The organism is Pantoea sp. EKM101V, from assembly GCF_011800325.1.
Taxonomy (GTDB): domain Bacteria; phylum Pseudomonadota; class Gammaproteobacteria; order Enterobacterales; family Enterobacteriaceae; genus Pantoea; species Pantoea anthophila.
Genome location: NZ_JAALFP010000017.1, coordinates 26,703 through 48,397 on the forward strand (window position 1 = coordinate 26,703; position 21,695 = coordinate 48,397).

A 21,695-nucleotide genomic window follows, 5' to 3' on the forward strand; every position below is an offset into this window, starting at 1 on the left:
TGCAACGGTGGTTAAAAAAAGAGCAGCGTTGCACGGTGCAACAGTGGTCATTAATTAAGCGTCATAGGCAGCGAACAAATTTTACTTTTCGAATATCTGATTTCGAATTGTTTACGGTCCTCTCAGGAATGAGGATCGCCACTTAACTTACGAAAGCCTTTGCCAATCAGGAGACAGCTATGGCCGAACAGACAACCCCTCAAACAGCGTCCCGGCGATCTGGCGGATTAGTATCCACGCTGACTGTCGAGCTGCATTCGCATTATGCAATCAGGCTCTGGGAAGGGCGCAATCGATCAGATGAGAAATCAAAGGCGGAAAAACGCCCCAAAATTCTGGGGATGCCGGAAGCGATTTCGCGGGCGGGGTTCGCCGGGCGTGATGCAGCGGCCGGCAACCCCTATGGTGATGAGTTGCTGGTCAAACTTGAAGAGGCCATTAAGCTGGCGACTCAGAAGGTGGAAGAGCAAGTCAAAAAGATAGAAACCATTACAGCCGCCATTCCGGCAGGTATCACCATATCTGAAGTTACATCTTCCGAGCCGCTGAACCTTGATGTATTCAGCCGTTCCCCCCTTGGTTATCGCTGTGTCTGGCTGTTAGTGCATTACGATCAGCTGGCGCTGAAAGCCTTCCGGGCATTCCATTACGGTCTGATCTCCCGTTCACAGCGCGATGATTTCCTCGAAAAAGGGAGTAAAGCGATACGTGTAGTCTACGGGTTGATTCAGAACTACCGGACCGTGCCGGTGACATACGAGGATATCCGCCATAAAACGGCGCGGGGTCTGGCTGCCATAGAGCGCCTGGGGGAACCGGATCCTGCCGTTATGTCAGGCAAAAAACGTTCTTCATTCTCTCCACTTTCTGCCGTTACCTCAGAGGACGATTAATTTGAACCGGATGATTACTTTGGGCGTTATCTGCGCCCTTCTCAGCGGCTGTGCCGGCACTGACTTTGCCAGCATCAACAAAAATATCAGCGATACCGCTTTCAGTATCAGTAAAACCCTGCGTGGCAGTGATTCAAGTTCCATGGATTCCGGCAACGGTATGCCGGTGCTGACAAAAGCATCAGGATCTGGCGGGAAGAGTGCCAGCAAACAGTTCAGCGTGCCGGTAGATATTGATACGGCAGCCGCGCGACTAAAGCGCCACTACGGCTATGTGAGTGCGGATGAAATTGAACGTATTCGTTCCAGAGATCGTAACAGCCGCTGGAGCGCTGCTGCTATTGAGGATGCTCATCCAGTGTGGGAGGCCGTTCCGGGGAGCTCCTATCGTATGGGCAGCGATGTGGGTGACAACGACCATATGGATATCGAGCTTGAAAAGAACGGTTCCGGTACGCGGGTATATGTGACATACAAATCGCCCGTCGCATCGCACCTTACCGGGAGCACATTCAACAACGTTATGTCTCAGGTCCGCCAGGTTGCTTCTGGTCAGGCACGCTAAAACCGGAGGCCGGCATGCAGCTTTATCTATGTGAAAAACCCTCCCAGGCCAAAGATATTGCCCGCGTGCTGGGCGTCAGCCAGCGCGGCCAGGGGTGTATTACCGGCGGTAACATTACGGTCACGTGGGCAGTTGGCCATCTGCTGGAAACGGCCACGCCCGAAACCTATGGCGAGCAGTTTGGACGCCCGTGGCGCACGGAGGTTCTGCCGATCATCCCGGACCGCTGGCAGATGACCGTCAAGAAAGACACTGCCGATCAGTTTGGCGTTATCAAAAAACTGCTGAAACAGGCCAGTGAGGTAGTCATCGCAACCGATGCCGATCGCGAAGGTGAGGTGATCGCGCGTGAGCTGATGGATTACTGCAATTACACCGGTGCCGTGCGCCGGCTGTGGCTTTCCGCGCTGGATGAAGCCAGCATCAAAAAAGCCCTTAGTGAAATGCTGTCAGGCGACAAGACCGAAAAACTGTATCAGGCGGGTATTGGCCGCTCGCGGGCGGACTGGCTTATCGGGATGAACCTGACGCGGCTTTATACCCTTAAGGCCGGTGAAGCCGGATTATCGGAAGTGTTTTCCGTGGGCAGGGTGCAGACGCCCACGCTCGCTATAGTGGTTAACCGGGATCTTGAAATTGCCGGCTTTACACCAAAGCCCTGGTGGAAAGTCAGAGCGCAGCTTGAAAAAGACGGTGTCCGTTTTGAAGCTGAATGGGTTGCTGCGGAGCAATACTGTGATGATGAAAAACGGTGTGTAAATCAGCAAATTGCACAGGCGGTTCAGCAGCTCTGCCTTAAATCCGGGAACGGCAGTGTGATTTCCGTTGAGAAAAAGCGGGCTAAAACGCCGGCACCGCTCTGTTTTTCCCTCGGAGATCTTCAGGAAGCCTGCAACAGGAAATGGGGCTTGGGCGCTAATGAGGTGCTGTCTATAGCCCAGTCACTGTATGAAACGCACAAAGCAACGACTTATCCGCGAACTGACTGCGGTTATCTGCCTGTATCGATGCGGGAAGAGGTCAATGACGTTCTTCAGGCTGTACAGCATTCTGATCCGGCTATCGGCGGCGAACTTTCCCGTCTTGATACCGCATTTACCTCGCGTGTCTGGAACGACAAGAAAATTACCGCGCACCACGCCATTATTCCTACGCGACAGCCCTTCGATATAGCAAAGCTGAACGCTAAAGAGCTCAAAGTCTACACTCTTATCCGCCTGCACTATCTGGCTCAGTTTATGCCGCTGCAGGAATCCGATGTGACGGATGCCACCTTCAATATCGGTAATCAGCTTTTCCGCACGCGCGGTCGCGTGATGGTTCATGCCGGGTGGAAATCCCTGTTCAGAGGGGAGCTGGCCGAAGAGGAAGAGGGTGATAAAGAGTCTGCAGCGCAGCTGCCCGTGCTGGAACAGGGCAATGTCTGCAGCGTCACCGGTGCAGACGTCAAAGATAATGTGACAAAAGCGCCGCCGCACCACACGGAAGGAACGCTTATTGCCGCCATGAAAAATGCCGCCAGCCTGGTCACGGATCCCCAGCTCAGGAAGGTGCTTCGCGATAACGCGGGACTCGGTACGGAAGCAACGCGCAGCGGCGTACTGGAAACGCTGTTTAAACGGGGCTTCCTGGAGAAAAAAGGAAAATTCATCATTGCCACGCAGATGGCGCGGGAGCTGATCTCTGCTTTGCCAGAGACGCTGACCAGTCCGGGCATGACGGCCCTGTGGGAGCAGGCGCTGGATGACATTGCCCAGGGAAAAAGCAGGCTCAGTGATTTTATGCAAAAGCAAAGCCAGTGGACCCGACATCTGGTCGAAAAAGAGCGGGACACTGCCTTTAAGGTCACGGTTCCGGTCGGCCCTGTCTGTCCGCTGTGTGGCGGACAGACCCATCAGCGTAAGAGTAAGGAAGGTAAATTCTGGGGCTGTGTGAAGTACCCGGACTGTAAGGGGATCATTGGTGAGACAAACCGTAAAACTCGACGCCAGGTTGCGGGGAAAAGCCGGGGCACTGGTAAAGGCCGGAAAAGCCCAGCTTCTGCGCCGGCTACTCTCAATCTACAGAGCCAGAAAGGTTGACAGTAGTGACATTTGGCTTAAAAATAAACGTGCTTGTCTGTCGTCTCTGACGACCACCAATGATTCATCGGCCTGAGAGAATCGCCTTCGGGTGGCTGAACATAACACTCCTGTAGCCTGCAAGGGAGAACACATCAGTGTGGTACATCTGCTCGCCTTTGGAAGCAGATATCGTCAATCACGGCTCCTACTGCCTGACGATGAAGGTACATTCAACTATCAAGACAGTCAGAATTTAGCTGATTCTGACTCCCCGACGGGAATACTTCTCCCGTCCGGGCAGAAGTTTTCTCCGTCGAACTAAATTTGACCTCCATGGAGAAAACATCATGTCTGTAAACAACACCTCTAATGCCAGTAACACCGGTAAATCTAAAGACTACTTCAACCTGACCATCAACGGACTGGGCTATCTCAGCAACGTTCGCCAGGTAAATGCTCAGTCCGGCACCTTTATCAGCTGCGTGATCAACGCACTGTCAGGTCCGAGCGACAGCCCTTCTTATGTGCGTTTCGACGTCACCGTTGCCGGCAAAGAAGCCAGCAGCCTCATTAACCGTTGCCAGAAAGCGGTAGATGAGGATAAGAAAGTGCTGATTGGCTTTGTTCTGAGCAACCCATCAACGGACATTTTTCAGCTGAAAAATGGTGAGCACGCAGGTGAAAGCCGCGTCAGTCTGAAAGCCCGCCTGATCAAAGTGGACTGGATCAAGATAGGCCAGGACATGGTCTTCAAGACTGAACGCGCTGAACCTCATCAGGCACAGAATACTGTTTCACAGCAGCAATCTTACGCTGATAACTCATTCTAAATCCGCTCACCTTAGACTTGCTATAAACAGAGTAAGTCATCTTTCACAGGTAACTCTATGAATACTCAAACAGGCTTTTTAGCTCAGAAATATCTCAACGTGGCGCTTCCGCTGGAAGTTATGCAATCTGGTCGAGGCTATTATATTGGTACAGCAGATCAGGAAAGCGGTGCACCGGCAACCCGAGAATCTAACGAATATTTTCGTAAGAAAATTGACGCTGAAAATGCGCTTAAAGCTAACTTATGGACTCAGAAAGAGCATCCGTAATAGAAGGGCGGCATAACACAATATGCCGCTGTTTTTTTGCGACCCCTCACTGCCTTTTGATTACTGCAGTAAATTTCACCATAATCCTTTAAAGGTTACTGACGATGCCTGCCATACTACGGCTGAACGGTTTTCGGTTCTTTTTCTACTCCAACGAAGGCAATCCGCGCGAACCTGCTCACATTCATGTGATAAAGGCCGGTACAGAAGCAAAATTCTGGCTGGAGCCGGTTGTAAAACTGGCAAGTAACGATGGATTTGACTCCCGGACGATAAAAGAGTTGATGACAGTGATAAGGCAACACCAACCCATGCTTCTGGAGGCCTGGAATGATTATTTCAGCTAAGAACGTTCGGTTCGATCATCACACTATGTGGGTCGAACTCTCAGACGAGCGGATAATCGGCGTACCACTTTCATGGTTTCCCCGGCTTCGCAACGCGTCTGCCGAACAGCTGAAAGATTACGAACTGTCTCCCCGTGGTATCCACTGGGACGCACTGGACGAAGATATTTCAATCGATGGCTTGTTAAAGGGGCGCGGTGATGTAACGCACCCGCCTCATCAGGTCGCCTGAAGGTGCTGATTAAAAAACGCTGACTCCGGTCGGCGTTTTTTTTTGAAATCGCAAAAAGAGTTGTTGATAGAAGCATGCCGAAGAGTTGCGCACAGTGAAGCCTGTTCTCACTGTACAGGAACTTTTCAGATGAAATTTAACGCCGTCTTTGCCGCTTTACCGCTTGCGCTGCTGGCAGGGTGCGTTCAGCAGCCCCAGAAGTTGCAGGAGCGGGCACCTGCTGAACCGGTTGCCCCGGTCAGCGTATCCCGCAATATCCAGGCATCCGCTGATGATGTATATGCGCGGACGCCGGAAGTGGTTCGCTACGATCGCTACCTGCTGGTCAGCACGGATCCGCAAGCCGTGCAACGCGACCCCCTTTCCCAGATTATTGACGTCCGCATCCCCTCCTCAGTGCAGCCAACCGTGGCTGACGCCATGCGCTATGCCCTGAAGCAGTCCGGCTATTCGCTTTGTCAGACCGGTCCGGCTAACGGCGTGTTATACCGTCAGCCGCTGCCGGCAGTCCAGTTCCAGCTCGGTCCTATGCGCCTTCGCACCGCGCTGCAGGTACTGGCGGGCCCGGCATGGGAGCTTGAAGTTGATGACGTACAGCGTGTGGTCTGTCACAGCCTGCGTGCCGGTTATCAGTTGCCCGTGACACAGTTGCCGCCGCGTTCTGCCAGCGCCTACGCACCGGCTGCAGGCACTCCATCTTCTGCCAGTTCCTCTCAGGTGATCGCCCCTCGTTCCATTCAGGCCCAGCCTGCTCACGGAGGGTGGCTGACAAAATGACCACAGAAACGTCTTTCCCTCACGAAAATGCAGATGACGGTGTTCCGTCATCAGGCGGCAGGTTCAGCGCCGTAAAACGCCGGCTGCCGGCTATAGCACTGTCCACGCTTTCTATTGCCGCGCTTGGTCTCGCATTCATATCTCTTCGCGCCGGCGTGTCGCAGGAAAACCGTCTCAGCTACGTCGAAAAGCAGCAAAACGTGGTTTACACCCAGGCGCTGGCTAAAACCGATCTTGAACCTCTCCAGGCAAATATCAGCACGCAGGCCGAGGCGATAAAAAAGCAGCAGGTTCAGCTCGATGCGGTCCGTAAATCTGTCGAAGCCTGGTCTGCCAAAGGCTTATCTGAAGCAGTCGGTCAGGTTCGTCATTCGATCGATGAGCTAAACGATTCGCAGACTGCACTGCAGAGCCGTCAGGCTGCACTGGAACAGTCAGTCACCGCACTGCAGAACCCGCCCCAGAAAGCGCAGCAGGCCACAGCTGAACCCAAAGCGGCAGCGCCTGTAAAAAAGCCGGCACCCGCTAAGCCGCACCGGGCAGTCAACACCGTGGCCCGCAAAGCGCCATTTGTACTGACCGGCGTTGAAAAGCGGGGCACGGAGTCGTTTGCGGCCATCGCGCCGTCGGGATTCAGCTCGCTGGCTGAAATCCGCCTGATCGGCGAAGGCCAGACCGTTAATGGCTGGACACTTGTTCACGCCGGTTACGGGCAGGCGCAATTTCGCGTAAACGGACGCTTAACGACTATCAAAGTTCGCTAACGGAGGCGATATGAAGCTAAAAATAGCCAGTCTTGCAGCGATTATGCTTTGCTGCTCTGCGCAGGCCAGCGTTCAGGTTCAGAATTCCAGAGGCGAACCGGTGGATGCGCCGGCGCAGAGCGTGCAGCAAAGCAGCGTGCAGGATCTGAAGCAGCAAGCCGGTCAGTGGGGGCTGAGTCAGGACGATTATCAGCGCTATCAGTCGCTGATGAACGGTCCGCGCGGCATTCAGTCACCGGGTCTGGATCCGTTGTCAACGCTAGGTATTGAGGCGCGGAGCCAGGCTGAGCGTCGTCAGTATGCTGAGAAGTGGGTTAAGGAAGAGTTTGCGCGTACGCAAAAAGAGCTGGATTTCCAGCGCGAAGTCACCGCCGCATGGAAGCGGCTCTATCCGGAAACGCTTGCGGTAAATATGGGCAACGCAGCCGGCATTGCGCACGACACAGGAGGGCGGCTGGCACTGTTCGTTAAGTCAGCGGGCTGCGGGCAATGTGACGCCCGGCTGGCAGCGGTATTAGCCGATAACAGGCCGGTTGATATCTACCTTGTAGACAGCCAGGGCGATGACGGGAAACTTCGCGGCTGGGCAAAAGACCATCACATTCCGCTGGACAGGGTGCGCAGCCGTCAGATCACACTGAATCACGACGGCGGTCGCTGGATGCGGTTCGGTAACGGCATCATGCCGGTGGTTCTGCAGCAGGGGGAAGACGGATGGCAACTCGCCGCATTCTGACCGGAGCGGCGCTGCTGCTGCTTTCATTTTCCACGTTCGCCGGTGGCAAACAGACCGTTCCGGAGGGGTATGTGCGCGTGGCGCAGGCGCACAGCGTGCCGCCAGAATCGCTCTACTCCGTCAGCCTGCAGGAATCATCGCGCAGGCTGCCGCAGGGCGAACGCCCGTGGCCGTGGACTCTCAACGTCGCGGGTAAGGGCTATCGCTATAAAACCCGCCTTGAAGCCTGGCAGGCGCTGCAGGTGTTCATGAAAACAAACTCACTGAAGCGCATCGATGTCGGTATCGCCCAGGTTAATCTCGGCTGGAACGGCCAGCGTTTTACGTCAACTTGGGAGGCGCTGGATCCTTACGTGAATCTGAACGCCGCTGCCGCCATCCTGCGCGAGTGCTGGGACCGGAAACCCGGAAGCTGGCTCGATGCAGCCGGCTGTTATCACCATCCCGCAGGCGGCGCACCCGCTGCCCGCTATCGCGCCTTCGTTAAAAGCAAGCTCGCGATGCTCCAGTCCTCGCCGCATCTGCCGGCCGCTACCGCAGTTGAGCAGACAGCGTCCGCATCGGTGCCGGATAACGGCCTCGTCTGGATAGATCCACGGAGTCAGTGATCATGAATCTGAAAAACCTCATCGTTACCGCATTTATCGCCTTTTCGCCTGCCGCGTTGGCTGAGCTCAACGTCATTGCAGACCTGGGCGGGCAGAGCACGCAGGCTATTTTCGAGGCCGTAAACCGCCAGGATACGCCGCCTGCGCCTGCTGCAGCTCCTGAACAGGGTGAAGCGGCCATGCTGCCCGTTATTACGCCAGAACTTTCCCCCGGAAACGTGACTCCCCGGTCGCTGCAGCTGCCGGGCATCGGAGCGCTGTTTATCATTGGTGATGACAGCTATTCACGGCAGTGGCTGCAGCAGAACGCACAGCAGCTTTCGGCCAGAAATGCTGCCGGCCTCGTGGTGAACGTTGAAAGCCTAGAATCGCTGGAAGCTCTGCGCGGTCTCGCGCCCGGTCTTCAGCTGGCGCCCTCATCGGGATCTGAACTTGCCCGCCGCCTGCAGCTGACCCATTACCCCTTACTTATCACGGACAGCGGCTTATCTCAGGAGGTAGGGCAGTGATATCAGCTCCTTACGTCGCGGCACTGCTGATGGCAAATCCGGTCCTGCTGGCCGTCCTGCTGGCCGTGATTATTTTTCTGCTCTGGCGCTTTCGCCGGCAGTCGGCCAGCGAGCGGCGGCACCGCCGGTATCGCGCAACGGCAGAGCGCGTCTATACCCGCCTTCGCCAGCTCAGCGGAGACGGGCAGCGCATGAGCTATCTGCGCAAGATTAATCCCTACGTCTTTGAGGAGTTACTGCTGCTGGCATTTGAGCGTCAGGGCTATGCCGTACAGCGCAATGCGTCATACAGCGGCGACGGCGGCCTGGACGGACGGGTACACATAAACGGCGAGTGCTGGCTGATTCAGGCTAAGCGCTACAGCCGGGCGATAACGCCGTCGCACGTTCAGGACTTTGACGCGCTGCTGACGCGCATGGGGCAGCGTGGCCTGTTTATTCATACCGGCCGGACGGGCCAGAAAAGCAGGGCTGTCAGCAGCGGTTCACAGCAACTGATGATTATCAGCGGACAACGCCTTCTGGCTCTGCTGGCAGGTAAACCCTTTAAGGAGTTTTCTTTGTGAGTGATAAATACGTAATTGAAGCCCTTCTGCGCCCGGCTGTGGAGCTGAATACAGCGGTCGCAGCGGGCACTGCCGCCATCGTCTGCGTGACAGCGCCTTGGGCAGTAGCCCTGGCCCCCTCCGTCAGCTACGTCACCGCCGGCGGATTCGCCGTGCTTTCTGCCATGCGCGCGCGTCAGGGAATACAGGTTATTCGCTACCGCCGCAATCTTCGCCGTTTACCGCGCTACGTAATGACGTCAAAACAGATCCCCGTCAGTAAACGCCGGCTTTTTCTGGGCCGTGGGTTTCGCTGGACCCAGAAACACACCCAGCGCCTGCGCGATACGCTGCGCCCGGAAGTGGCCCACTACCTTAAGCCGTCGAAGCTGTATCAGCTTGCCCGCCAGTTAGAGGAAGCGACAGAAAACAGTTTGCCGGCGATTGGCAGACTGCTCAGTGCCGATACGCCAGTCAATCCGGTTCGCCCGCTTCCCCCGGTTGGCGGTAACCCAGCCGTACACGGCATTGAACCGGATGAAACCGACGTCACGCTCGATCTACGTGAGCGTGTCGGTCACACGGTTGTCTACGGTACAACCCGCGTGGGCAAAACACGCCTCGCTGAGCTGTTAATCACTCAGGATATACGTCGTGGAGACGTCACTATCGTGTTTGATCCAAAAGGCGATGCGGACTTACTGAAAAGGGTCTGGGCGGAAGCTCACCGGGCAGGCCGGGGCGATCAGCTGACCGTTTTCCATCTGGGCTGGCCTGATATTTCCGCGCGGTATAACGCCGTAGGCCGCTTCGGGCGCGTATCAGAGGTGGCTACCCGCGTTGCCGGCCAGCTCAGCGGTGAAGGTAACAGCGCAGCGTTTCGCGAGTTTGCCTGGCGGTTCGTGAATATCGTTGCCCGGGCGCTGGTTGCTCTTGGGGAACGCCCGGATTACACGCTCATCACCCGCTATGTGAACAACATCGCCGAACTGTATCTGCGTTACGCCGACAAAATCATTACTGAGAAACTACCCGAACTGAACAGTCAGATCGAGAACAATGCCAACGCATTTGGTGAGGACGACGTGCCGCGCAACATGCAGGGGCAGCCTGAAGCTATCCGGATTTGGGCAGTTGAAGTGGCGCTGAGTTCGGACGCAGGAAACGCACTGTATGACCCGATACTTGACGGACTGCGCTCTGCAGTACGTTATGACCGTACCTACTTTGACAAAATTGTGGCGTCACTGCTGCCGCTACTGGAAAAACTGACCACCGGTAAAACGGCGGAGCTGTTGTCTCCCGATTATCTGAATATGGAAGATCCGCGCCCTATTTTTGATTGGGAGCAGGTTATCCGTAAAAAAGGCATCGTTTACGTGGGGCTTGATGCGCTCAGCGACAGCGAGGTTGCTAGCGCCGTAGGTAACAGTATGTTTGCCGATCTGGTGAGCGTGGCCGGTCACATCTACAAGCACGGTATCAACGGCGGCCTGCCGGGTTCAAAAGAGGGTAAAGACCCCATTAACCTGCACTGTGATGAATTCAACGAACTGATGGGCAATGAGTTTATCCCGCTCATCAATAAAGGTGGCGGTGCGGGCATGCAGGTGACGGCCTATACGCAGACCTCATCTGATATCGAAGCCCGTATCGGGAGCGCGGCCAAAACCTCTCAGGTTCAGGGTAACTTCAATAACCTGATCATGCTGCGCGTGCGAGAAAACCGGACGGCAGAGCTGCTGACATCACAGCTGCCGCAGGTTGAAATCTACAGTAAAACGCTGGTCTCAGGTCATCAGGATTCAGCTGACGTCACTGTCAATCACGATTTTACCTCCAGCACTCAGGATCGCGTCGGCACCATTAAGGTGCCACTGCTTGAGCCTGCCGACATTGTCACACTGCCTAAAGGTCAGGCGTTTGCGCTGCTTGAGGGTGGCCAGCTCTGGAAAATTCGTATGCCGCTGCCGGCAGGCGATGCAGGTGACGTGCATATGCCTGAGAACATCGCGCGGCTTGCAGAAGAGATGCGCCGGAATTATCACAGCAGTGAAGGGTGGTGGGACAGCCGCAGTTCTGCAGCTACGCCAGTGAAGGGAGATAACAATGGCTGAGGCACGTCGTACCGCACCGCAGCAATATCCGCAGCAGTACCCCGCGCAACCGCGTGAGCACGGCCTGCTTTACAACTTGGTCTGGGGCTGGCCGTGGAAACTCGTTGGCGTGATCTTGGCTTCACTGATAGTGAGCCTTGTCATTGAATATGTCGGGATTGCGTTCTTTTGGCCTGAAATGGGTGCCGCGCACAGCCAGGCGGTGATGAATACCGAGTTTGGCTATTTGTCTTCTGATTTTACCCGCAGCCTGCTGCTTTCCGAGCCGGCTGTAACAGTGACGCGCTGGGTGACTGATGCCTATCAATGGGCGTTTGTGGACAGTGGGATCATCGGCTGGATACAGCAGACATATCAGGCCGAAATGAACAGCGGCAATGAGGTATCACGCAACCTTAAAGGTGCCAGCAGCTGGCTGGGTAATTATCTGCAGCAGTACATGCTGGCAACGGTATATGTTTCTATCGTGACGCTGATCCGCGTTACCATTATTGCTCTTTCTGTCCCGCTGTTCGTACTGGTTATATGTGTTGCCGTGGTTGAAGGGCTTGGCCGTCGTGATCTGCGCCGTTTTGGTGCCGGTTACGAGTCGTCTTTTTTGTACCACCGCGCAAAAAGGTTGATTAAACCGGCTGTGTATTTGCCGGTGATGGCCTACCTTTCATGGCCTTCAGCGGTTTATCCAAACTTTCTGCTGTTGCCTGCAGCGTTAATGCTTGGGCTGACCATTACGGTAACAACAGCATCGTTCAAAAAATATCTCTAACCATGATGACATACAGCCTGTACGCCGCAGGCTGTATTTTTTGCTATCAGTAAATTTCTTTCAACGTGTATATACCACTGTCGGTCCAGATCAAATCCCTTCCTTTAATTATTCATGCACGAACTAAATTAATCATTTCGGTGACCTTAACTCGGAGCTGGACGGAGGCTACTGAAACTTGTTTTCAGAAGCCTGCCGTCAGCAGACAACCCGCATAGCGGGGCGTCAGTGCTTTTAAGTTAGTTACAACAAACTAGGTGTCTTTTCTCAATATAAATCAGCATTTGCGCTGAACTCTAAATTTTTATTTTTCCAAAAAGAGTTAACGGCTGAACCCGGCAGCCAGATTTCGCATGCTTACCGCACTCAACAACCACTGGAGGTGCATATGAAATCTCTTCGTCCGGCGACACAACTTCTGTTATGCGGCGGTGTGCTGGGCCTGACCTTTCTCGCGTCCTCTCCGGCGTCTGCATCTGAGAAAGACGAGCTGGCATCCGCGCAGCGAATGATCGTCCAGGTTCAGGCTTCGCTGGAACGGGCGCGGGTTGCCGCAGCACAGGCTGATCCGTCGGAGCGTGGCCGCTACTTCTTCGACTACCAGCGTGCTAATGGCGATTTGAAGACCATCAGCGCCGGTATTGATCGCTATATGGAACCAACGCGTGCCCAACCCCGCGATTTGTCTAGCGTGGCGGGAAATTATCGCCGGGAGCGTCCCTGATGGCGATGACAGCTGCACAGGAAGCAGCCTTCAAAGCGGGTTCCGGAAATCTTGAGCCATCAGGTCTGCACCTTCTCTGCCTCGGGCTTCTGTTCGGTTTCATGTTCTGGTGGGCAGCCTGGGCAATTGTTGACGTTTACTCGGGCTGGGCAAATCAGCGCCTGAAGGAAGGCGCGGTGGGCAGAGCCGTTGTCCGCTCAGTTTTATTGTTAGTTGTAAGTATCTGGATGTTTGGCAGTTAACCCTTACTCAATCCCTTAATGCAGGTGAAATCATGTCTAAATTTGCTTCTGTTGTATCCCGTTCAGTTTCTAAGGCTAAGTCTTCTTATGTTCGCGCTCTGGCGGTGAGCCTGTTCGGCTGGCTTTCTGTTAAGCCGGCCTTTGCGGACCTGCCAACCGTTGAAGCTCCTTCTTCAAGTGGTGCCGGAACCGGTCTGAATGGTCAGCTGACGGGGTATATCCAGGATGGCTTGGTCTTGGGTGGACTCGTGCTTTGCGCAATTGCATTCTTTATGGTTGCCCAGAACTGCCTAGTTACTTTTAACGAAGTGCGTAACGAACGCGCCACCTGGGTGAAGTTTGGTTCGATTGTGGTCGTTGGTGTCGCGCTGCTGGTTGCCATCATCTGGCTGCTCGGTAAGTCTGCCGAAATCATCGCCTAAGGATATTTCAGAATGGCGACCATAAGATTTTTACCGGATCGCCTGAACGCTGAGCCTGTGGTCTTTCGGGGGTTTACCACCCCCGAATTAGGGCTTGCGGCGCTAATCGGTGTAGCGGTTGGCTTTATTCTCTCCCTGCTTCTGCTCCCGTTCTTCAGCTGGCTGATTGTGCCAACGGTAACGCTGCTTTTTCCTCTCGTCCTAATCGCTTTTGGTGGCCGGTGGCTCAGCAGTAAAAAACGTGGCAAACCCGAGAATTTTCTCTGGCAGCGGTTTGCTTTAAAAAAGCGCCGTATGGGGCTGGGCGATCCCAGATTGATTATTGACTCGCGGGGCTGGTCCCTGCGACGCAGCAAAAACCTCAGGAGTACCAAATGAGTCGTTTTCGCCACGCGGTTAAGGGCCGCGATCAGCATATTTTTACCCTGCGGGCGGCCTGTGTAGTGTTGCTGCTGTTGCTGGTTACCGCAATGGCGGGCTGGATGCGGGCACCTGAAAAGTTGACCATCCACAACCCGCCTGATTTGCGTAAAGGCAGCACACGCCCGTGGTGGGAAATCCCGCCTCCGACCGTTTACGGCTTTACGTATTACATTTTCCAGCAGCTGAACGCTTGGCCTAAAAACGGCAAAGTGGACTATCCCGCCCGCATTCAGTCGCTTTCAGCTTATCTGACGCCACAGTGCAAGGCATTTCTTACTGAGGATGCAAGAGTTCGCGGTGAAAAAAACGAACTGACCGACCGCGTGCGCGTCGTTTATGAAATTCCAGGGCGCGGTTATTCAGGTGACAGCGTGAAAGTCATCGATCGTGATAACTGGGTGGTGAAACTCGACCTTGTTGCCGACGAATACTACCTCACCGAGCCGGTTAAACGCGCGATGGTGCGCTATCCGCTAAAAGTCGTGCGCTGGGACGGCGACTCTGAATCTAATCCATTTGGTATGGCGCTGGACTGCTATGAAGGCATCCCGCAGCGTCTAGCCGCCGCACCTGAACAGCCGAAACCAGAAAGAAAGGGGATGTTCTGATGTTGAATCCATCTTTTACCTCAGGATCTCGTGCATGCCTTGTGGCGCTGTCATTATCACTACTGCCGGCCACAGCGATGCTTTCCGCGCCGGCGCAAGCGGACGAGCTGATGAAATGGGAACGCGTACCGCTGCAGATCCCCCTCAAAACTGGTCAGGAACGCGTAATTTTCGTTGATAAAAACGTGCGCGTGGGTTTTCCGCCGGCACTGAACGGCAAGCTGCGCGTGCAGAGCCTCGGCGGCGCGGTCTATCTCAAAGCCGACAGTGATTTCCCTCAGTCGCGCCTGCAGCTGCAGGACATGGAAAGCGGGGAGGTTATTCTTCTGGACGTCCGTACAACGGCCACCGCTTCAGCCGAGCCGGTTAAAATCGTTTACAGCGGTGACGTCACTACGGTCAGCAGTGCTGCCGCCGGCACCGCACAGAAAGCCGCCAGCGACGGCAACAGCACGCAGGCGAAGCGTAAAAAAGTCAGCTATAAGGCTCCTGTTCCGGTACTGCTGACGCGTTACGCAGCCCAGAACCTGTATGCACCGGTGCGCACCGTTGAAGCCGTGCCGGGCATTCATCCCGTTAACCCGCACCTGCCATCACGCATTACGACATTATACCCCTCGGCCCCCGTGACTGTGTCACCGGTAGCCGGCTGGGGCGTGGCCGGTCGTACCGTCATCGCGCTGAGGATCCGTAACAGCTCGTCGCAGAAGGTTGTGCTCGATCCGCGAGAGCTGCAGGGCCAGTTTGTCACGGCCACCTTTCAGCACCGCTGGCTGGGTGCCGCCGGCACGCCGGAAGACACAACCACACTGTACCTAGTTACCGCCGGTCGCCCTGATGACGCTTTTGTACGTGAGCCCTCCGTCGCACATAAGGCTGCTACTCGCCCAGCCCAGAAGGTGATCCGCTATGAAAATTAAGTCAAACGGACTGGTTAAAGTGCTGGTTCCGGCCATCCTGGTTGGTGGCGGATTTATTGCAGTGAAAAGCCATAACAGCAAGCCGCAGGAGCCCGCCACGCAGACTGCACATGCACAGACAAATGACGCGCTAAAAAACCTGTCTCCGCAGGAACTCAAGGCGCTCGGCATCGAGGGCGATACGCCTCAGGACACGCTGAAAACGATCGTGGGCTCGCTTAATGCCGTTCGTCAGCAGCAGGATTCTCTCAACCGGCAGAATGCCAAGCTGCTGGATGAAAATGAAAAGTTGCGCGAGCGCAATACCAACGTTTCCGGACAGGTCAATCAGGCCGTTCAGGGCGTGGAGAAAAGCTATCACGAGCGCGAAAATCAGATGCGCCAGCAGCAGAACGTCCTGACGCAAAAAATCAACGAGCTGACGAATAAACTGCAGAGTGCTGGTAAGGATATTACAGACAAGGCAAAAGGGTCTGACAGCGATATCCCGCTGGGTCTGGGTCTCGACGGTATGGGTGCCGGCGGTGGCAATGCCCCGGCCTCCGGCAGCGATGGCTTAATGTGGGTCACGCCCCAGGACAGCCCCTCCACGTCATCGGCGCAGAAAAATGGCGCGTCGGGCAGCAGCACCGGCGGTTCACAGTTCCCGACGTCGTTTCTCAGTGAAAACGCGCTGACGAAGCAAAAAGGCAGCTATGAACAGCAGGTAAAGGGGTCAACCGCTGAAAAAGGCGCGGAAGAAGAGGCCGAACCGGTGTATACGCTTCCGGAGAACTCCACGCTGATTGGCAGCCGCGCCATGACGGCACTGCTCGGTCGCGTGCCGATCAACGGCACCGTAACCGACCCTTATCCCTTTAAGGTACTTATCGGAAAAGACAACCTGACGGCTAACGGCATTGAGCTGCCGGACGTTGAGGGTGCGATCGTCTCCGGCACCGCCTCCGGCGACTGGACCCTGTCCTGCGTGCGTGGTCAGGTCAACAGCGTCACCTTTGTGTTTACCGACGGCACCGTGCGTACTCTGCCGAAGCCGGACCGCAGCGGCAAGGGCGGCAATAACAGCAACCAGAGCGGCGGTAAAGAGACCGGCACCAGTGGCGGTATCGGCTGGATTTCTGATGAAAACGGGATCCCCTGCATCTCCGGCACGCGCAAGTCGAATGCCTCAAGCTATCTACCAACGATCGGACTGCTGGGCGCAGCCGGCGCGGCGGGAGATGCCATCGGCCAGAACCAGACGACAAGCCAGACCAACGCCTACGGCGGCGTGACCTCCACCCTTACCGGCGACGCCGGACAGGCCGTTCTGGGCAAGGCGATTTCAGGCAGTTCTGACGAAATCACCGAGTGGGTCAAACAGCGTTACGGGCAGACTTTTGACGCTATCTACGTACAGCCGGGGGCAAAACTTGCCGTACACATTACCCGCGAGCTGGCGATCGACTATGAAGACAAGGGCCGCCGGGTGCGTTACGACTTTACCCTGCCTGGCGAAGACGGCAGCACCGGCGGACTGGACTGAGGAGAATAACCATGGGTATTACTGCAAAATTCGGGGTTTTCATGATTATTGCAGCCAGCACGCTTGCCGGCTGCTCCACAAACAAAGATGAAATGCTGCCGCCGGGCAACAGCAACATGCTGGAGCTGTGGAAAGGCACCGACGGTGAATCAGGCGTCTCGCGAGGCAGTGAAGCCCGCAGCACGCTGCGCCGAGGCCTTTCTGACAGTGAGCAACAGGCCGCACTTCGCGACGATCGAAGCTATAGCCGCACGCAGGAGTCCGAAATCAGCCAGCAGTTCCCGCGGCTGCCTAATCCTGACATGGTGATGTACGTGTTCCCTCATCTCGCACACGGAAACACCCCCGTGCCAGGTTACAGCACAGTTTTCCCCTTCTATGACCAGACGCAGTACGCCATGCCTGGCGAACGTACGGAGGCGCTGTAATGTTTGGACTCTTTAAAGGGAAATCCCCTGAAAAAAACCGTCACTTAACTGACGTTTCTGAGCAAGCCGGTCCGGAGCCCGTTGCCCGTCCCGGTAAAATGTCTCAGGCCGATGAAAAGCGCGTTTATTCACACAATCCGTCTATCGTTGATTATCTGCCGTGGGCAGAGTTTCTGGACGCGGAGCAGTGCCTGCTGCTTGATGATGGTTTCTCCGTGGGAGCCGTATATGAAGTGACGCCGGCGGCAACCGAAGGCCGTCCTGACGAGCGCCTGGAGCAGATCCGCGACGTGGTGGAAGATGCGCTGCAGGACAGCTTTGACGATCTGGCGAGCAATCCCTGGATCGTGCAGTTCTACTGTCAGGATGAGAATAACGTTGATGCCTACCTTAACCGGCTGCGCGGCTACGTCAGGCCGCACGCGCAGGGCAGCGAGTTTACCGAGGCGTGGCTTAAGGAGACTGAGCAGCATATGCGCGGGATTGCGCGTCCTGAAGGTCTCTTTGAAGACAAGCTGATCACCGGCCAGCCGTGGCGCGGGCAGCAGCGGCGCACGCGCATGGTTATCTACCGCTGGGCGACAAAAAACAGCGCTGATTTAATGTCACCCATTGGCATGCTGAATCAGGCGTGTGAGCGCCTCTGCAGCGCCTTTTCCAGCGTGAACATCCACTGCAAGCGTCAGAACGGTCTGCAGGTTCACGCCTGGCTGCTGCGGATGTTCAATCCTGCGCCCGAGGGCATGAATAAAGAAGCGTTTTACCGCGCAGCTGCCTATGAAGACAGTCGCGACACGCCTGCTGGCATGATCCCCGTAGAGAATGATTTCACCGAAACCCTGCTGTTCACACCGCCACGTTCTGACGTTGAGAACGGCGTGTGGTGGCTGGATAACATTGCCCATTCAGCCATTTCCGTGGAGCGCCTGCGTAAACCCCCCGAGCCCGGCACGCTCACCGGAGAAAAGAGCCGTGGTGAAAAGAAAATTAACGCGCTGATGGACACGTTCCCCGAAGGCACCATGCTGTGCATGACAGTTGTCGCTGAGCCGCAGGACACGCTGGAAGAGAAGTTTAACCGCTTGGCGAAAAACGCCATCGGCGAGAATACCGAGTCGGGGCGCGTCCGTCAGGACGTTGCGGCGGTCAAGGAGCTGCTGGGAAACCGCCACAAACTTTATCGCGCCGCCATCACCTTTGTGCTCCGGGCAAAAGACATGCCTGAAATGAACCGTAAGCGCATCGAGCTCAGCACCGTACTCCTGAACGAAGGGCTGCAGCCGGTGCGCGCTGAACATGAAACCGGCCCGCTTAACACCTGGCTGCGAGCGCTGCCTATGTGCTTTAACCCGCAGCACGACAAAAAAAACTGGTATACCCGCCTGACGTGGGTTCAGCATCTTGCCGGGCTGCTGCCCGTCACCGGCCGCGAAACCGGGACCGGCAACGCCGGATTCAGCTTTTTTAACCGTGGCGGCGACGTGCTTGATTTTGATCCTCTGAACAAGGATGACCGCTCTCAGAACGCGCACATGCTGCTGTTCGGACCGACCGGCGCAGGTAAATCGGCCACGCTCTGCTCGATGCTCTGTCAGCTGATGGCCGTGCACCGCCCGCGTCTGTTCATCGCGGAAGCCGGTAACAGTTTCGGGCTGACCGCTGACTACTTTGAAAGTCTGGGCCTTACGGTTAACAAAGTCAGCGTCAAACCCGGCAGCGGCGTATCGCTGCCCCCCTTTGCTGATGCGCATAAGCTGTTTGACGGCGACGCGCCCGCCCCGGCAATTGATGAGAGTGACCTGCCGGATATTGAAGACGATCCAGATGATGATGAAGAGAACGGTAAGCGCGACATTCTGGGCGAAATGGAGATTTCTGCCCGAATGATGATTACCGGCGGCGACCCGAAAGAAGACGCCGCGCTGAAACGTGCTGACCGCGCCATGATCCGCGAGGCGCTGATTATGGCCGCGCGTAAAACCCTAGAGGAAGGCCGCCAGATGCTGCCAGGCGACCTGCAGAATGCGCTTAACGCCATTTCACTGGAGACTGAAAGCGGCAACGGGCAGGTACGTAATGAAACCCGCCGGGCGAAAGCGGCTGAAATGGCCGAATCCCTGGGCATGTTTACGCAGCACGGAAGCTTTGAGGCAGAGCTCTTTAACCAGGAGGGCTCTCTGTGGCCGGAGGCGGACGTTACGCTGATCGACCTAGCGCACCTTGCCCGTGAAGGGTACGAGGCGCAGATGGCGCTCACGATGGTGTCGCTGACGAACACCATCAACAACATTGCCGAACGTGACCAGTACCTTGAACGTGACATTGTTTTCACCGTGGATGAGGCGCACGTTGTGACAGTTAACCCACTTCTCGCCCCCTACATGACCAAAGTAGTCAAAATGTGGCGTAAGCTTGGCGCATGGCTGTGGCTTGCCACTCAGAACCTTGAGGATTACCCGAACGCTGCCGGCAAGATGCTGAATATGGCGGAGTGGTGGATCTGTCTGACGATGCCGAAAAAAGAGGTGGAGGATATTGCCCGCTTCCGAACGCTTTCAGAAGAACAAAAAGCCGTGCTGCTTTCCGCCAGTAAACTCTCACGGTGCTATACCGAAGGTGTGGTGCTCTCGAAGAAAATTGAAGCGCTGTTCCGCGCTGTTCCGCCCAGCCTTTACCTCGCGCTCGGGATGACGGAAAAAGAAGAGAAAGCCGAACGTAAAGCGCTGATGCGTAAACATAACTGTTCTGAGCTGGATGCTGCTATTCTCGTAGCGAAAAAACTGGATCGTCTGCGTGGATTGATGAAGGAAGATGCGGACGGGATGCCCGAACACAATGATAAGAGAGAGATGCTGACCGCATGATTAAGCTCAAGTATGCGCAACCTCTGATCCAGCGCCCTGCGCCGGACGATACGCCAACCCCTGCTATGTTCAGGCTGCATCCGCAGGGTGAGCCCGCGATGACGGCAACGACGGCAGAGCGCCTTAAAGCAATGGAGAACGCGTTGAGGTCAAGGCTGCAATCGCCGGTAACGATCACCTGTAATCCACATCGTATTGGTAAGAGTAGCTGCGTGTCGGTTCATATTGAGGACAGCAGAGGCAAGCGTGCGGACATTCTGCTGACGCAGGAAGGCCGTGCCGGTCTCCCGCTGGATCACGAATTCGATTCGCCACGCTGGCATGTAAACGTACCTGACGCTGCGGATATGGTTTACCTAACACTGTGGATTAACTCCATTTTCTCAGATTAATTCAAACCTCAAATTATCACCGGCCGCAAGGCCGGTTTTAAAAACCAACTATAACCCACTGACTTATAATTAAGTTTTAAATTAAAATGAATAGGCTGACCTTGTTAATAATCTGTCTTCATAATTCTCAAATATTAAGGTCCATTCTTCATCACTTGCGTAAACTTGGAAAATACGTTCAGCTCGGAATAATTTTGGGTCAACCTTGATTCTTGCAAATGGATTATGGAATATCATAAGGCCATCAGTTATGTTTTCTTTATAGTCTGATGACCAACCTTCGATGTGTTCTGGCTTACCAGTTGGAGGGGTTGACCATGTTGAACTGATCATTACCTTTTCACCATTTTTGTTTGCTAAAGCTTGGAGCTTGCTGAAAGTAGCCGCATTGTTAAAAATTATAGCACTCACGCATTCATATTGATTATCGTTAAAAATACCGAGGGGTATCTCTGCACCATTATCTTTTTCTACAAATCCTAAGTTTTGCACTGGAGGGCCATCAGGATAACGCTCAGGGTTGTCTAAGTATATGTCTTCGTTGATGTATTCATCATACAGAACAGCTCTTATAGGGCGGTCATTCTGAAGATTGAAAAACCTCTGTTCAAAAGGAGCCAAAGCAATCACAAATGGCTTTCCTTTAACGTGTGGTAATTTACTATAACTTTTTTCGTACTTATTTACCTTTGATACAATTGAGTTATTAATCCTTATCATTGCCTCTTTATTTAAATCCCAAAACCTCTTTGGAATCGAACTTTTATATTCCTCAGCCCGATCCCATTCTGGGGTTTTTCCATTTGCAGAATTGCAAATTGTGGCCTCAACAATAACTTCCGACCCGTTTTTATTTAAATTAAAATCAGGTGATGCATAGGAAAAATCAATTTCAAACCCTAAGCTTCTAAAAGTGGCGTGTAGGTAGACCTCCCAAAAAGTTGAGTTAAAAGTCGTCTGAAACTCTTTAACCAACTTACCGTCTCTATCATCAAAACCAGACGCCCAATCATTAAATAGCCTTTTTGCGCTGTTATATTTGTCGGGCAGAAGCCTTTCAAAGTTAGGATGGTAATCCTTAGTGTCTACTATTGGCTTGAAAAAATCTAGCTTCATAAAAACCAC

The 21,695-nt window shown here is 54.7% G+C and carries 26 protein-coding genes; 25 read left to right on the forward strand and 1 reads right to left on the reverse strand.

The features are described from left to right. The first annotated feature begins 179 nt into the window (after nucleotides 1–179). From HFD92_RS20080 to HFD92_RS20200, 25 genes are all read left to right on the forward strand, one after another. Nucleotides 180–893: a PFL_4669 family integrating conjugative element protein gene (locus tag HFD92_RS20080; protein WP_135778145.1), complete on the forward strand. Its 714-nt coding sequence runs from the start codon at nucleotides 180–182 to the stop codon at nucleotides 891–893. Between the two features lie 10 nt (nucleotides 894–903). Next, on the forward strand, nucleotides 904–1,458 hold the full coding sequence (locus HFD92_RS20085; RefSeq protein ID WP_167429599.1) for a hypothetical protein: 555 nt from the start codon (nucleotides 904–906) through the stop codon (nucleotides 1,456–1,458). Nucleotides 1,459–1,472: 14 nt separating this feature from the next. Next, nucleotides 1,473–3,539: a DNA topoisomerase III gene (locus HFD92_RS20090; RefSeq protein ID WP_167429567.1), complete on the forward strand. Its 2,067-nt coding sequence runs from the start codon at nucleotides 1,473–1,475 to the stop codon at nucleotides 3,537–3,539. 329 nt (nucleotides 3,540–3,868) lie between these two features. Next, nucleotides 3,869–4,351: an STY4534 family ICE replication protein gene (locus tag HFD92_RS20095; RefSeq protein WP_167429568.1), complete on the forward strand. Its 483-nt coding sequence runs from the start codon at nucleotides 3,869–3,871 to the stop codon at nucleotides 4,349–4,351. Between the two features lie 57 nt (nucleotides 4,352–4,408). After that, nucleotides 4,409–4,621 carry a hypothetical protein gene (locus tag HFD92_RS20100; protein ID WP_101826806.1) on the forward strand — a complete coding sequence of 71 codons (213 nt, stop codon included), beginning with the start codon at nucleotides 4,409–4,411 and terminating at the stop codon, nucleotides 4,619–4,621. 104 nt (nucleotides 4,622–4,725) lie between these two features. Next, nucleotides 4,726–4,968: a DUF4160 domain-containing protein gene (locus HFD92_RS20105; protein WP_135778149.1), complete on the forward strand. Its 243-nt coding sequence runs from the start codon at nucleotides 4,726–4,728 to the stop codon at nucleotides 4,966–4,968. Further along, nucleotides 4,952–5,200: a DUF2442 domain-containing protein gene (locus tag HFD92_RS20110; RefSeq protein ID WP_135778150.1), complete on the forward strand. Its 249-nt coding sequence runs from the start codon at nucleotides 4,952–4,954 to the stop codon at nucleotides 5,198–5,200. The genes HFD92_RS20105 and HFD92_RS20110 overlap by 17 nt, the downstream gene beginning before the upstream one ends. Before the next feature lie 129 nt (nucleotides 5,201–5,329). Further along, nucleotides 5,330–5,977, forward strand: coding sequence for a PilL N-terminal domain-containing protein (locus HFD92_RS20115; RefSeq protein ID WP_167429569.1), 648 nt, complete (start codon nucleotides 5,330–5,332; stop codon nucleotides 5,975–5,977). Between the two features lie 155 nt (nucleotides 5,978–6,132). After that, entirely contained in the window at nucleotides 6,133–6,741 is a 609-nt protein-coding gene (locus HFD92_RS20120) for a DUF2275 domain-containing protein (RefSeq protein WP_242461322.1), read from the forward strand. A gap of 10 nt (nucleotides 6,742–6,751) precedes the next feature. Then, entirely contained in the window at nucleotides 6,752–7,477 is a 726-nt protein-coding gene (locus HFD92_RS20125; protein WP_167429571.1) for a TIGR03759 family integrating conjugative element protein, read from the forward strand. Next, nucleotides 7,456–8,085, forward strand: coding sequence for a lytic transglycosylase domain-containing protein (locus HFD92_RS20130; protein ID WP_167429572.1), 630 nt, complete (start codon nucleotides 7,456–7,458; stop codon nucleotides 8,083–8,085). Before HFD92_RS20125 ends, HFD92_RS20130 begins: the two co-directional genes overlap by 22 nt. A gap of 2 nt (nucleotides 8,086–8,087) precedes the next feature. After that, the gene (locus HFD92_RS20135; RefSeq protein ID WP_167429573.1) at nucleotides 8,088–8,594 is read left to right on the forward strand and encodes an integrating conjugative element protein; all 507 of its coding nucleotides are present in this window, start codon (nucleotides 8,088–8,090) and stop codon (nucleotides 8,592–8,594) included. After that, nucleotides 8,591–9,160, forward strand: coding sequence for a restriction endonuclease (locus HFD92_RS20140; protein ID WP_167429574.1), 570 nt, complete (start codon nucleotides 8,591–8,593; stop codon nucleotides 9,158–9,160). The genes HFD92_RS20135 and HFD92_RS20140 overlap by 4 nt, the downstream gene beginning before the upstream one ends. Further along, a complete protein-coding gene (traD, locus tag HFD92_RS20145) occupies nucleotides 9,157–11,256 on the forward strand; it encodes a type IV conjugative transfer system coupling protein TraD (protein WP_167429575.1) in 2,100 nt (699 codons plus the stop codon). The genes HFD92_RS20140 and traD overlap by 4 nt, the downstream gene beginning before the upstream one ends. Next, nucleotides 11,249–12,022 carry a TIGR03747 family integrating conjugative element membrane protein gene (locus HFD92_RS20150; protein ID WP_167429576.1) on the forward strand — a complete coding sequence of 258 codons (774 nt, stop codon included), beginning with the start codon at nucleotides 11,249–11,251 and terminating at the stop codon, nucleotides 12,020–12,022. The genes traD and HFD92_RS20150 overlap by 8 nt, the downstream gene beginning before the upstream one ends. A gap of 388 nt (nucleotides 12,023–12,410) precedes the next feature. Further along, nucleotides 12,411–12,746, forward strand: a complete 336-nt coding sequence (locus tag HFD92_RS20155) for an RAQPRD family integrative conjugative element protein (protein WP_040126216.1) — start codon at nucleotides 12,411–12,413, stop codon at nucleotides 12,744–12,746. After that, on the forward strand, nucleotides 12,746–12,988 hold the full coding sequence (locus tag HFD92_RS20160) for a TIGR03758 family integrating conjugative element protein (protein WP_040126217.1): 243 nt from the start codon (nucleotides 12,746–12,748) through the stop codon (nucleotides 12,986–12,988). Before HFD92_RS20155 ends, HFD92_RS20160 begins: the two co-directional genes overlap by 1 nt. A gap of 32 nt (nucleotides 12,989–13,020) precedes the next feature. After that, complete coding sequence (locus HFD92_RS20165; protein WP_040126218.1) at nucleotides 13,021–13,410, forward strand: TIGR03745 family integrating conjugative element membrane protein; 390 nt, start codon at nucleotides 13,021–13,023, stop codon at nucleotides 13,408–13,410. Between the two features lie 12 nt (nucleotides 13,411–13,422). Next, nucleotides 13,423–13,788: a TIGR03750 family conjugal transfer protein gene (locus tag HFD92_RS20170; RefSeq protein WP_040126219.1), complete on the forward strand. Its 366-nt coding sequence runs from the start codon at nucleotides 13,423–13,425 to the stop codon at nucleotides 13,786–13,788. Further along, entirely contained in the window at nucleotides 13,785–14,441 is a 657-nt protein-coding gene (locus tag HFD92_RS20175) for a PFL_4703 family integrating conjugative element protein (protein WP_167429577.1), read from the forward strand. Before HFD92_RS20170 ends, HFD92_RS20175 begins: the two co-directional genes overlap by 4 nt. Beyond that, a complete protein-coding gene (locus tag HFD92_RS20180) occupies nucleotides 14,441–15,361 on the forward strand; it encodes a TIGR03749 family integrating conjugative element protein (RefSeq protein ID WP_040126221.1) in 921 nt (306 codons plus the stop codon). The genes HFD92_RS20175 and HFD92_RS20180 overlap by 1 nt, the downstream gene beginning before the upstream one ends. Beyond that, a complete protein-coding gene (locus tag HFD92_RS20185) occupies nucleotides 15,351–16,886 on the forward strand; it encodes a TIGR03752 family integrating conjugative element protein (RefSeq protein ID WP_167429578.1) in 1,536 nt (511 codons plus the stop codon). The genes HFD92_RS20180 and HFD92_RS20185 overlap by 11 nt, the downstream gene beginning before the upstream one ends. An 11-nt stretch (nucleotides 16,887–16,897) precedes the next feature. Further along, on the forward strand, nucleotides 16,898–17,314 hold the full coding sequence (locus tag HFD92_RS20190) for a TIGR03751 family conjugal transfer lipoprotein (RefSeq protein WP_040126223.1): 417 nt from the start codon (nucleotides 16,898–16,900) through the stop codon (nucleotides 17,312–17,314). Continuing rightward, a complete protein-coding gene (locus HFD92_RS20195) occupies nucleotides 17,314–20,178 on the forward strand; it encodes a conjugative transfer ATPase (RefSeq protein WP_040126224.1) in 2,865 nt (954 codons plus the stop codon). Before HFD92_RS20190 ends, HFD92_RS20195 begins: the two co-directional genes overlap by 1 nt. Continuing rightward, entirely contained in the window at nucleotides 20,175–20,570 is a 396-nt protein-coding gene (locus HFD92_RS20200) for a hypothetical protein (RefSeq protein WP_040126225.1), read from the forward strand. Before HFD92_RS20195 ends, HFD92_RS20200 begins: the two co-directional genes overlap by 4 nt. Before the next feature lie 81 nt (nucleotides 20,571–20,651). Here HFD92_RS20200 and HFD92_RS20205 read toward each other — a convergent pair whose 3' ends face one another. Continuing rightward, complete coding sequence (locus tag HFD92_RS20205) at nucleotides 20,652–21,686, reverse strand: hypothetical protein (RefSeq protein WP_167429579.1); 1,035 nt, start codon at nucleotides 21,684–21,686, stop codon at nucleotides 20,652–20,654. Nucleotides 21,687–21,695 lie beyond the last annotated feature (9 nt).

Bases quoted from the DNA above. Each gene is read 5' to 3' on its own strand.
- HFD92_RS20110 (WP_135778150.1), top strand. From the start codon at position 4,952: ATGATTATTTCAGCTAAGAACGTTCGGTTCGATCATCACACTATGTGG.
- HFD92_RS20135 (WP_167429573.1), top strand. From the start codon at position 8,088: ATGAATCTGAAAAACCTCATCGTTACCGCATTTATCGCCTTTTCGCCT.
- HFD92_RS20085 (WP_167429599.1), top strand. From the start codon at position 904: ATGATTACTTTGGGCGTTATCTGCGCCCTTCTCAGCGGCTGTGCCGGC.
- HFD92_RS20180 (WP_040126221.1), top strand. From the start codon at position 14,441: ATGTTGAATCCATCTTTTACCTCAGGATCTCGTGCATGCCTTGTGGCG.
- HFD92_RS20185 (WP_167429578.1), top strand. From the start codon at position 15,351: ATGAAAATTAAGTCAAACGGACTGGTTAAAGTGCTGGTTCCGGCCATC.
- HFD92_RS20100 (WP_101826806.1), top strand. From the start codon at position 4,409: ATGAATACTCAAACAGGCTTTTTAGCTCAGAAATATCTCAACGTGGCG.
- HFD92_RS20090 (WP_167429567.1), top strand. From the start codon at position 1,473: ATGCAGCTTTATCTATGTGAAAAACCCTCCCAGGCCAAAGATATTGCC.
- HFD92_RS20095 (WP_167429568.1), top strand. From the start codon at position 3,869: ATGTCTGTAAACAACACCTCTAATGCCAGTAACACCGGTAAATCTAAA.
- HFD92_RS20190 (WP_040126223.1), top strand. From the start codon at position 16,898: ATGGGTATTACTGCAAAATTCGGGGTTTTCATGATTATTGCAGCCAGC.
- HFD92_RS20205 (WP_167429579.1), bottom strand. From the start codon at position 21,686: ATGAAGCTAGATTTTTTCAAGCCAATAGTAGACACTAAGGATTACCAT.
- HFD92_RS20125 (WP_167429571.1), top strand. From the start codon at position 6,752: ATGAAGCTAAAAATAGCCAGTCTTGCAGCGATTATGCTTTGCTGCTCT.
- HFD92_RS20105 (WP_135778149.1), top strand. From the start codon at position 4,726: ATGCCTGCCATACTACGGCTGAACGGTTTTCGGTTCTTTTTCTACTCC.
- HFD92_RS20155 (WP_040126216.1), top strand. From the start codon at position 12,411: ATGAAATCTCTTCGTCCGGCGACACAACTTCTGTTATGCGGCGGTGTG.
- HFD92_RS20165 (WP_040126218.1), top strand. From the start codon at position 13,021: ATGTCTAAATTTGCTTCTGTTGTATCCCGTTCAGTTTCTAAGGCTAAG.
- HFD92_RS20170 (WP_040126219.1), top strand. From the start codon at position 13,423: ATGGCGACCATAAGATTTTTACCGGATCGCCTGAACGCTGAGCCTGTG.
- HFD92_RS20150 (WP_167429576.1), top strand. From the start codon at position 11,249: ATGGCTGAGGCACGTCGTACCGCACCGCAGCAATATCCGCAGCAGTAC.
- HFD92_RS20130 (WP_167429572.1), top strand. From the start codon at position 7,456: ATGGCAACTCGCCGCATTCTGACCGGAGCGGCGCTGCTGCTGCTTTCA.
- HFD92_RS20160 (WP_040126217.1), top strand. From the start codon at position 12,746: ATGGCGATGACAGCTGCACAGGAAGCAGCCTTCAAAGCGGGTTCCGGA.
- HFD92_RS20175 (WP_167429577.1), top strand. From the start codon at position 13,785: ATGAGTCGTTTTCGCCACGCGGTTAAGGGCCGCGATCAGCATATTTTT.
- HFD92_RS20080 (WP_135778145.1), top strand. From the start codon at position 180: ATGGCCGAACAGACAACCCCTCAAACAGCGTCCCGGCGATCTGGCGGA.
- HFD92_RS20115 (WP_167429569.1), top strand. From the start codon at position 5,330: ATGAAATTTAACGCCGTCTTTGCCGCTTTACCGCTTGCGCTGCTGGCA.
- HFD92_RS20200 (WP_040126225.1), top strand. From the start codon at position 20,175: ATGATTAAGCTCAAGTATGCGCAACCTCTGATCCAGCGCCCTGCGCCG.
- HFD92_RS20195 (WP_040126224.1), top strand. From the start codon at position 17,314: ATGTTTGGACTCTTTAAAGGGAAATCCCCTGAAAAAAACCGTCACTTA.